This is a genomic window from Microbacterium sp. ZW CA_36 (assembly GCF_044987475.1).
Lineage (GTDB): Bacteria > Actinomycetota > Actinomycetes > Actinomycetales > Microbacteriaceae > Microbacterium.
In genome coordinates this window covers 1-6,574 of sequence record NZ_JBJDRL010000108.1, presented here as the reverse complement: position 1 = coordinate 6,574, position 6,574 = coordinate 1, and the positions used below count along the sequence as shown (strand labels likewise).

Genomic DNA, 6,574 nt, shown 5'->3' with positions numbered 1-6,574 from the left:
CGGACGTTGAGCGAGCGAGGAACGAGCGAGACGAAACGCTCGCTCCCAGCCGCGACGCCGGGCCGGCGGCGCTTCGACTTCGGGCGCCAGAGCGCCCTCCGCTCAACGACCGGCACCTTGGCCCCGGACGTTGAGCGAGCGAGGAACGAGCGAGACGAAACGCTCGCTCCCAGCCGCGACGCCGGGCCGGCGGCGCTTCGACTTCGGGCGCCAGAGCGCCCTCCGCTCAACGACCGGCACCTTGGCCCCGGTCGTTGAGCGAGCGAGGAACGAGCGAGACGAAACGCTCGCTCCCCGCCGCGACGCCGGGCCGGGGCGCTTCGACCTCGGGCGCCAGAGCGCCCTCCGCTCAACGACCGGCACCTTGGCGCCGGTCGTTGAACGAGCGAGGAACGAGCGAGACGAAACGCTCGCTCCCAGCCGCGACGCCGGGCTCGAGGCGCTTCGACCTCGGGCGCCAGAGCGCCCTCCGCTCAACGACCGGCACCTTGGCGCCGGTCGTGGAGCGAGGAACGAGCGAGACGAAACGCTCGCTCCCAGCCGCGACGCCGGGCGGGGCGCGGCATCCGGTCTCAGCCGATGAAGGCCCACATCAGGAAGGCGCCGTACGCGACCGAGGTGAGCGAGGTGAGCCCGAGGGCGACCACCAGCTCGCGGGGATCGCGGTAGGTCCAGACGATGAGGATCGCGGGCAGCCCCGCCAGCAGGGCGAGGAGCGTGAGCCACGCGATCGGGTAGCCGATCCATGCGAGGAAGGCGGCGATCAGGAATGCGACCAGCACGAACACCGTGAACAGCCAGCGCGTGGCGGTGCGGCCGATGAGCACGGTGAGCGTCTTCTTGCCTGCGACGCGGTCCTGGTCGATGTCGCGGAGGTTGTTGGCCAGGAGCACCGCACACGCGAGGAGTCCCACGCCGACGGCGCCGAACCAGGCCTCCTGCGGAAGTGCGAGCGCCTGCACCCAGGTCGTGCCGAGGGTGGCGACGAGGCCGAAGAACACGAAGACGAAGAGCTCGCCGAGGCCGTAATACCCGTAGGGGCGCTTGCCTCCGGTGTAGAACCATGCGGCGATGAGGCAGACCGCGCCGACCGCGAGGAGCCACCACTGCTGCGTGCGGATCGTGACGGCGAGACCGGCGATCGCGGCGATCGCGAAGAACGCCAGCGCCGCCAGCAGCACGGCGCGTGGCTCGACCTTGCGCGACGCCGTGAGGCGCGCGGGCCCGACGCGGTGGTCGTCGGTGCCGCGGATGCCGTCGCTGTAGTCGTTGGCGTAGTTGACGCCGATCTGCAGCGACACCGAGACGATGAGGCAGAACAGGGCGATCACCCAGTGGAAGACGTCGGTCACGAGGATCGCCGCGCCGGTGCCGACCAGGATCGGCGTGATCGCCAGCGGCAGGGTGCGCAGCCGTGCCGCGCCGATCCAGTCGCCGATGGTGGGCTTCGCGACGCGCGCGGGATCACGCGAGACGTTCGACTTCTGCGGGTTCCCGCGAGACTGCTGCTTCTTCGCGCCCGCGGTGCCGCGCTTCTTGCTGGAGGTTGCTGCCACGAATGCACATCTTAGGGGTCCGGCCGATGAAGACCGGCGCGGCCGTCAACCCCCTCGCCGCATGTCGGGAGCCGCGCGGATCATGGAGGCCATGTTGAGCATCGGATCCACGGTCCTCACCGTGGAAGACATCGGCCGCGCCGGCGACTTCTGGCGCTCCGCCCTCGGCTACGAGAGTCGCAGCGAGCCCAGCGACGACTGGGTGATCCTCGACCCGCCCGGCAAGGCCCACTGGGCGGCGCCCGGCGCGAGCCTCGCCCTGTCGGTCACCGGATATCCCCAGCACTACCCGCCGCGCATCCACCTCGACCTCTACGCCGAAGACCAGGCGGCCGAGATCCGGCGGCTCCTCGATCTCGGCGCCCGCGAGGTCGACTGGGACGGCTACCCCGACGACGCCGACTGGGTCGTGCTCGAAGACACCGAGGGCAACAGGTTCTGCGTGGTGCAGACGGGCCCTTACCCGAAGAGCTGACGCGCGCCCCGGGCTCGGTGGGCGGCGGGCTGGCTGTGGGACAGCCGCGCGTTCCTCAAACGAGGACCGGAGTTCCTCAAATGAGGCCAGGATTCACCAAGGGCCTCCTCGAACGAGGACAAGCGGTTCATCGAACGAGCGGAGTGCGCTCCTCAGATGAGGAACGGAGCCGAAACGAGGATCGAAGCGGCCGAAATCGACCTCATCTCGGCACTCGTCCTCAGTTGAGGACGGGCTCAGTGACGACGTGGCCGGCAGCGAGGACGAGGCAGCGCCTCGAGCGGAGGGCCAGGCGGATCAGTGCAGGGCGAGGACCGCGCGGCGGATGGCCTCGCGGTCGGGCTTACCTGAGGGCAGCGTCGCCAGTTCGTCGACGAGCACGAGGCGCGACGGACGCGCGTGCGCGCCGATCTCGGCCTGCACGGCGGTGCGCGCCTCCTGCAGCTGGACCGCTTCGCTGCGGCGCAGCGCCTCGCCGCGGGAGGCGACGACGACGGATGCCTCGCCCCAGCGCTCGTCGGGGACCCCGACGACGACGGCCGTGTGGAGTCCGGGTATCCCCCGCACGATCCGTTCGACGCGGTCGAGCGAGACGTTGACGCCGCCCGACACGATGACGTTGTCGATGCGCCCGCGCACCCGCAGCACGCCGTCGTCGAACAGGCCGGCGTCGCCGGTGCGGTACCACCGCGTGCCGTCGCGCTCGCGGAGGAATACGGTATCCGTCCGCACGTGGTCGCCCAGGTAGCCCTCGGCCAGAGTCGGGCCCGACACCTGCACCTCGCCGCGCTCGATGCGCAGCCGCACGTTCGCGAGCGGCACGCCGTCGTAGACGCAGCCGCCGCTGGTCTCGGTCGAGCCGTAGGTGCGGACGATGCGCGCCCCCGCCGCCTCGGCGCGCTCGAGCGTCGCGGCCGGCAGCGCCTGGCCGCCCACGAGGATCGTCTCGAACGAGCGCACGGCGGCGAGCACCGAGCTGTCGTGCTCCGCGGCGTCGAGCAGCCTCGACAGCTGGGCCGGCACCAGCGACGTGTACGTCGGGACGCGCTCGCCTCGATCGGTCGACACCATCAGCAGGGCGGCGGCGGCGAAGGACTGGGGCGTGAACGCCCCGGACAGGATCGCCGGCTCGCGGTCGGCGACGAGCGAGCGGACCAGCACCTGGAGCCCGGCGACGTAGCTCGCCGGCAGCGCCAGGAGCCACGCGCCGTCGCCGATGCGGTCGGCGGTCGCCAGCGCGCTCGCGGTGAGGGCGTCGCGACTGAGCACGACACTCTTGGGGATGCCGGTGGACCCCGATGTCGTCACGACGACGGCCGTTCCGGGCCGGACCTCGCCCGGGAGCCCGCTCACGAGCCCCAGGCCCAGCGCGGGACCCGCGCCGTGGAGCGCCCCGCGCAGGGCTCGGAGGATCTCACGGGGATCGTCGCCGACGACGGGTTCGAGCTTCATGCGGACATCAACTCCCCACGCGCGCGCCACGGACGGGACTGGCCGGGCTCATAGCCCTGTCGCGCGATGTCGAGGAGTTCGTGCACGGCGGGTCCTCAGAAGTGCCAGGGGTACGGCGACCAGTCGGGGTCGCGCTTCTCGAGGAAGGCGTCGCGGCCCTCGACGGCCTCGTCGGTGCCGTACGCCAGGCGGGTCGCCTCGCCTGCGAACACCTGCTGGCCGACCATGCCATCGTCGACGGCGTTGAATGCGAACTTCAGCATGCGGATCGCGGTCGGCGACTTGGTGAGGATGGTGCGCGACATGGCGAGCGCCTCGCGCTCGAGGTCGGCGTGCGGGACGACCCGGTTGACCGCGCCCATCTCATATGCGCGCTGCGCCGAGTACTCCTCGGCGAGGAAGAACACCTCGCGCGCGAACTTCTGTCCGATCTGGCGCGCGAAGTAGGCGGAGCCGTAGCCCGCGTCGAAGGATCCGACATCCGCGTCGGTCTGCTTGAACCGGCCGTGCTCGGCCGAGGCGATCGACAGGTCGCACACGACGTGCAGCGAGTGCCCACCGCCCGCGGCCCAGCCGGGGATCACGGCGATGACGACCTTGGGCATGAAGCGGATCAGCCGCTGCACCTCGAGGATGTGCAGCCGCCCGGCGCGGGTCGGGTCGGTGACGGCATCGGACTCGGAGTACTTGTAGCCGTCGCGCCCGCGGATGCGCTGGTCGCCGCCGGAGCAGAACGCCCAGCCGCCGTCCTTGGGGCTCGGTCCGTTGCCGGTGAGCAGCACCACCCCGATACGCGGGTCCTGACGCGCGATGTCGAGCGCGCGGTACAGCTCGTCCACCGTGTGCGGGCGGAACGCGTTGCGCACCTCCGGGCGGTGGAACGCGATGCGGGCGATGCGGCCGTCGCGCGAGACGTGGGATGTGATGTCGCTGTAACCGCCCTCCGTCTGGCCGGGTGCCGGCATCCACTCGTCCTCGTCGAACAGTTCCGAAACGCTCACCCGGCCAGCCTACGGCGGCGCGTCGGCGGGCGTCATCCGCCACCGGACACCACTGCCCGCCAACTAGCCTGGATCGGTGACCTCGACTCTTCGCACCGTGGCCGCTGCCGCGGCATCCGCTGCCCTGCTCTTCACCCTCGTGGCCTGCACGGGCTCGCCCGACGCGACCCCCACGCCCGCCGAGACCAAGACCGTCGCGATCCTCGACAGCGCCTGCGGGGACGACGACGGCATCACCGTCGCCGTGGACGCGTCGAGCCTCGAGGACGGCGACAGCAAGGCATGGTGCATCGGCACCGACGAGACGCTCGCCGCGGCCGACGCCCTCACCCTCGTGAACGTGACGACCGAGGGCACCGACGAGTACGGCGACGAGGTCGTGTGCCGCGTCAACGGCGTGCCTGCCGAAGACGTCGCGATCCCCGCTGCGGACGGGTCGGACTACTTCGAGACGTGCGAGTCGATGCCCGCCGCTTTCGCGTACTGGTCGCTCTGGATCAAGCCCGCGGACGGCGAGTGGGCGTATGCCGAGGAGGGACTCTCGACCCTCCAGCTGGAGCCGGGCGAGTCGCTCGAGCTGCTCTTCACGCTGAACGGCGAGCCGGCCGCGCCGACGACCTGACATGACGTTCCGACCCGGTCCTCTGCGCGCCGCGGCGATCCTCGCCGCAGGATTCGTAGCGGCCCGGGTCGTCTACCGCATCCTCTTCCACGGGGCCGACGGCGACGGCTTCGTGCTGCTGGATCTTCCGGCGGTGCGGCTGCCGTCGCCGTTCGCGCACGTCGTGCTGCTAGGCCCCGTCACCATCGACGGACTGTGGGATGCCGCCGCCAGCGCCCTTCCGATCGCGCTGGCGATCCTCGCCTTCGGCGTCCTGAACGCCGTCGTCGACCTCAATCGCGTGTTCGCGCGGGCGTCGCGCCGTGGTCCGCTCCGCGGCATCGCCCGCGCCCTGGCCATCGCCGGGGCGACGCTCCCCGCGCTCGCCGACGGCGCCCGGGCGGTGCGGTTCGCGCAGCGGCTGCGCGGCGAGCGCGGCGGACCACGGATGCTGCTGCCCCTGCTCGAGCGCACCCTCGAGCGCGCCGGGAACGTCGCCGCGGCCCTCGAGCTTCGCGGCTTCGCGGGGCGCGGCCTCGACGGCGACTGCCTCGCGCCCGTCGAGGCTCGCGACGTGGAGATCGGCTTCGGGCCGGTGACCCGCTCGGGCCGGGGCAGACCGGCATCCGCGGCAGATGTCGTCTCGCGCCCCGAAGCCCCGCGCAGCGCTTCGGCGATGGCGGGTGCGGCGAGCTCCGGCATCCGTCTCCCCGCCGACCTCGTCCTTTCCGCCGGCACGCTGACTCTGGTGTCGGGTGCGACCGGGTCGGGAAAGTCCACGTTGCTGCGAGCCATCGCCGGCCTTCATACCCACACCGACGGCGGCTGGATCGCCGGCTCCCTGCGGGTCGTCGGACACGAGCGCGACCGGGTGCCCCCGCGCGACCTCGCGCAGCGCGTGGGCGTCGTGCTGCAGCATCCGCGCGAGGCGTTCGCGACCGAGCTCGTACGCGACGAGATCGGGCTCGCGCTCGAACTCCGCGGCGTCGCGCCGGTGATCGTGGGCGCCCGAGTGGCCGAGGTGGCGGCCAGGGTGGGCGTGACAGGGCTCCTCGACCGGCCCACGCGCGGGCTGTCGGCCGGTGAGGCGACGCTCGTCGCGATCACCGCCGCGATCATCGAGCACCCGATCGTGCTCCTGGTCGACGAGCCGCTGGCCGACCTCGACGCCGACGCTCGCGTGCAAATCGCGGGGCTGCTCGACGCCCTCGCGCACGAGGCGGGCATGTGCGTCGTCGTGGCCGAGCACCGTGTGGCGACGCTGTCAGAGATCACCGACACCGTGCTCCGCATCGACGGCGGCGTGGTGAGCATGTCGTCTGCTGCCGGGCTTCATCCGGGCTCGGGACGCACGCGGGTCGTTCGGGCTGGATCGGTCGCGGCGCCGGCCTGGGCGATGCGAGCCACGCCGCAAGAGGATCCGGCGGCAGGGCGCGCTGGCGTTCGCGGCGTCGGCGCGACAGGACACGGCGGCCGCGCGTCGGCACGC

Annotated in this window: 6 protein-coding genes; 3 read left to right on the top strand and 3 right to left on the bottom strand. The window is 72.1% G+C overall.

Annotated elements, in window-relative coordinates; all coding sequences use genetic code 11:
* Window positions 1-572 precede the first annotated feature (572 nt).
* Complete coding sequence (locus tag ACI3KX_RS21555; protein WP_404911029.1) at window positions 573-1,556, bottom strand: 1,4-dihydroxy-2-naphthoate polyprenyltransferase; 984 nt, start codon at window positions 1,554-1,556, stop codon at window positions 573-575.
* Window positions 1,557-1,647: 91 nt separating this feature from the next.
* Between ACI3KX_RS21555 and ACI3KX_RS21550 the strand changes: the two genes are divergently transcribed.
* Window positions 1,648-2,031 carry a VOC family protein gene (locus tag ACI3KX_RS21550; protein WP_349428569.1) on the top strand — a complete coding sequence of 128 codons (384 nt, stop codon included), beginning with the start codon at window positions 1,648-1,650 and terminating at the stop codon, window positions 2,029-2,031.
* Window positions 2,032-2,328: 297 nt separating this feature from the next.
* Here the strand turns inward: ACI3KX_RS21550 and ACI3KX_RS21545 are convergent, their stop codons facing one another.
* Complete coding sequence (locus ACI3KX_RS21545) at window positions 2,329-3,483, bottom strand: AMP-binding protein (RefSeq protein ID WP_404911028.1); 1,155 nt, start codon at window positions 3,481-3,483, stop codon at window positions 2,329-2,331.
* 95 nt (window positions 3,484-3,578) lie between these two features.
* Window positions 3,579-4,484 carry a 1,4-dihydroxy-2-naphthoyl-CoA synthase gene (locus ACI3KX_RS21540; protein WP_404911027.1) on the bottom strand — a complete coding sequence of 302 codons (906 nt, stop codon included), beginning with the start codon at window positions 4,482-4,484 and terminating at the stop codon, window positions 3,579-3,581.
* Between the two features lie 76 nt (window positions 4,485-4,560).
* Here ACI3KX_RS21540 and ACI3KX_RS21535 point away from each other — a divergent pair, with 76 nt between their 5' ends.
* The gene (locus ACI3KX_RS21535) at window positions 4,561-5,106 is read left to right on the top strand and encodes a hypothetical protein (RefSeq protein ID WP_363354243.1); all 546 of its coding nucleotides are present in this window, start codon (window positions 4,561-4,563) and stop codon (window positions 5,104-5,106) included.
* A gap of 1 nt (window position 5,107) precedes the next feature.
* Window positions 5,108-6,574: ATP-binding cassette domain-containing protein (locus tag ACI3KX_RS21530; RefSeq protein WP_404911026.1), on the top strand; the 1,467-nt coding region annotated here is incomplete at its 3' end.